This window comes from Terriglobales bacterium (assembly GCA_035624475.1).
GTDB lineage: Bacteria > Acidobacteriota > Terriglobia > Terriglobales > Acidobacteriaceae > DASPRL01.
In genome coordinates, this window is the sequence record DASPRL010000241.1 from 1 (window position 1) to 2,990 (window position 2,990).

The 2,990-nt window shown below is 67.4% G+C and carries 2 protein-coding genes; both read left to right on the forward strand.

Features of this window, described 5'->3' with window-relative positions:
- Positions 1-284 precede the first annotated feature (284 nt).
- Positions 285-662 carry a LytTR family DNA-binding domain-containing protein gene (locus VEG08_09935; protein HXZ28302.1) on the forward strand — a complete coding sequence of 126 codons (378 nt, stop codon included), beginning with the start codon at positions 285-287 and terminating at the stop codon, positions 660-662.
- A 96-nt stretch (positions 663-758) separates the two neighbouring features.
- Positions 759-2,990, forward strand: a 2,232-nt coding sequence (locus VEG08_09940; GenBank protein ID HXZ28303.1) for a hypothetical protein, incomplete at its 3' end; no start/stop codon positions are given.

The following is a 2,990-nucleotide window of genomic DNA, read 5'->3' on the forward strand; positions in this document are numbered from 1 at the left end:
GCGGGGTTCTCCCCGCTCGCCCGCTGGGTGGACGAGGAGTGGCCCTTCGCGGAGAGCCTGTGGGTCGTGCCCCAAGCCCGCTGAGGTGGGCGCTCTTCCGCAGCGCGTTGCCGGGATCCTCGTTCCCGGCCTTTTTCTGAAACCTCCGCCCCGATTTCCGCGTATCTAGGTGGCAGGGAACCCGAGGTCCCGTGTGTCCTCCCACCAAGGGAGGGACAAAAACAGCGGCGGCGGGCCGATAACCCTTTTCGGCCTTCTCCGTCCAAGGGGAAGTGGGGGTGTTTGTGAGCGAGCCCAGCATCGGTCCCGTCGCCAATGAGCGCAAGTACCTGGAGCGCCTCATCATCAAGAACCGCGGGCGCATCTCCTTCGTCCGCACCGAGAACGTCGACTATATCCAGGCGGCGGGGAATTACGCCGAATTGCGGGTGGCCACCGAGTCCCACCTGCTGCGCCAGACCATGCAGGCGCTGGAGGCCCAGCTCGATCCCCAGAAGTTCGCCCGTATCCACCGCTCCATCATCGTGAACCTGTCGCGCGTCAAGGAGCTACAATCCTCCTTCGGCGGGGATTACGTGGTGGTGATGAGCAGCGGCGCCCGCCTCACCCTGAGCCGCGGCTACCGCACCCGCCTCAACGGCCTGCTGGGCGTGGGGGCGTAGAGCCCGCTTCCGCCCGCTCTCTCTCGCAACCGACCGCTGCGCTGGTGTACATTCTCAGGTTCGCGTTTGCAGATCAGACCAGACGGGGAGAGCAGCGTGCGCCGATCGAGACAGCGGGGAATCGCCGTTTTCGCCTTCCTTCTTCTTACTATCCTGCCCAGTGCCGCTCAGCAGGTCGATCCCGCGGTCTTCGCGGGACTGCACTGGCGGCTGGTGGGGCCGTTCCGCGGAGGGCGGGCGCTGACCGCCACCGGCGTCCCCGGGCAGCCCAGCGTCTTCTACTTCGGCTCGGTGGGCGGCGGGGTGTGGAAGTCCACCGACGCCGGCAACACTTGGGAGCCCATCTTCGATAGCCAGAAGATCGCCTCCATCGGGGCCATCGCGGTAGCGCCCTCGGCTCCCGACGTGGTGTACGTGGGTACGGGCGAGGCCGACATGCGCTCGCAGATCTCCTATGGCGACGGCATGTACAAGTCCAGCGACGCCGGCAGGAGCTGGACGCACATCGGGCTGGAAGACAGCCAGCAGATCGGGCGCATCCTGGTGGACCCGCACGACCCCGACCGGGTCTTCGTGGCGGTGCTGGGGCACGCCTACGCCGCCAACAGCCAGCGCGGCGTCTTCCGCTCCAGCGACGGCGGCAAGCACTGGGATCGCGTGCTCTACAAGGACGACAACACCGGCGCCATCGACCTGGCCTTCGATCCCACCAACAGCCAGGTGATCTACGCCGCGCTGTGGCAGACGCGGCGTCCGCCGTGGAACATCTATCCTGCCTCGAACGGGCCGGGCAGCGGACTCTTCAAGTCCACCGACGGCGGCACGACCTGGCAACAGTTGACCCAGGGCCTGCCCACGGAGGGACTGGGGCGCATCGGTGTCGCGGTGGCGCCCAGCGATCCCAACCGGGTGTACGCCCTTGTAGATGCCAAGGACGGCGGGCTCTACCGCTCCGACGACGCCGGCCGCACCTGGACGCGCGCCAGCAATGAGGCCCGCACCTGGGGACGCGGTTGGTACTTCGGCGTAGTCGAGGTCGACCCCAAGAACCCCGACGTGGTCTACGTCTGCAACACCTCGGTGTACAAGTCGGTGGACGGCGGCAAGAACTTCACCGCCTTCCGGGGCGCCCCCGGCGGCGACGACTACCACGGCCTGTGGATCGCGCCCGACGACCCGCAGCGCATGATCGTCTCCAGCGATCAGGGCACCATCGTCACCCTCAACGGCGGCCAGACCTGGAGTTCGTGGTACAACCAGCCCACCGCGCAGCTCTACCACGTGGCCACCGACCAGCGCTTCCCCTACTGGATCTACGGAGCGCAGCAGGACAGCGGGACCATCGCGGTGCCCAGCCGCACGGATTACGCCTCCATCACCGGGCACGATTGGGGTCCGGTCGCTCTGGGCGAATCGGACATGGTCGCCCCCGACCCGCTCCATCCCGGCATCGTCTTCGGCGGCACCGTGGACCGCTACGACGTAGCTACCTCGCAGGGCCAGGATGTCTCGCCGACCATCGGCCGTCCCGGCACCTTCCGCCGCACCTGGACGCTGCCTCTCGTTTTCTCGTCTGCCGATCCACACAAGCTCTACTTCAGCCACCAGTTCCTCTACCGCAGCACGAACGGGGGCCGGAGCTGGGAGCAGATCAGCCCCGACCTGACGCGCGAAGACCCGGGCGTGCCCGCGAACCTGGATCCGGTCACCGCCGGCTACGGCCTGGCCAGCCCGCGCAAGGGCGTGATCTACTCCATCGCTCCTTCGCCGCTCAGCCCCAACCTGCTGTGGGTGGGCACCGACGACGGCCTCATCCACCGCTCGAGCGACGATGGCAAGCACTGGTCGGACGTCACGCCCAAGGAACTTACGGCGTGGAGCAAGGTGGCGACGCTCGAGGCCTCGCACTTCGACGAGAAGGTCGCGTACGCCGCCGTGGACCGCCACCGCCTCGACGACTACCGGCCCTACATCTACCGCACGCACGACGGCGGCAAGACGTGGCAGATGGTGGCTAAGAGCATCCCTGCGGACTCGTTCGTCAACGTGGTGCGCGAAGATCCGTTGCGCGCTGGGATGCTCTACGCGGGCACCGAGCTGGGCATCTACGTCAGCTTCAACGACGGCGACGACTGGCAGCCGCTGCAGTTCAACCTGCCGGTCTCTTCCGTGCGTGACATCACCATTCACGGCGACGACCTGGTCGTCGCCACCCATGGGCGCTCGTTCTGGATCCTGGACGACATCACGCCCTTGCGCGAGGCCAAGGCTGAGCTGGCGGCGGAGCCGGTCCACCTGTTCAAGCCGGCGACGGCGCTGCGCATCCGC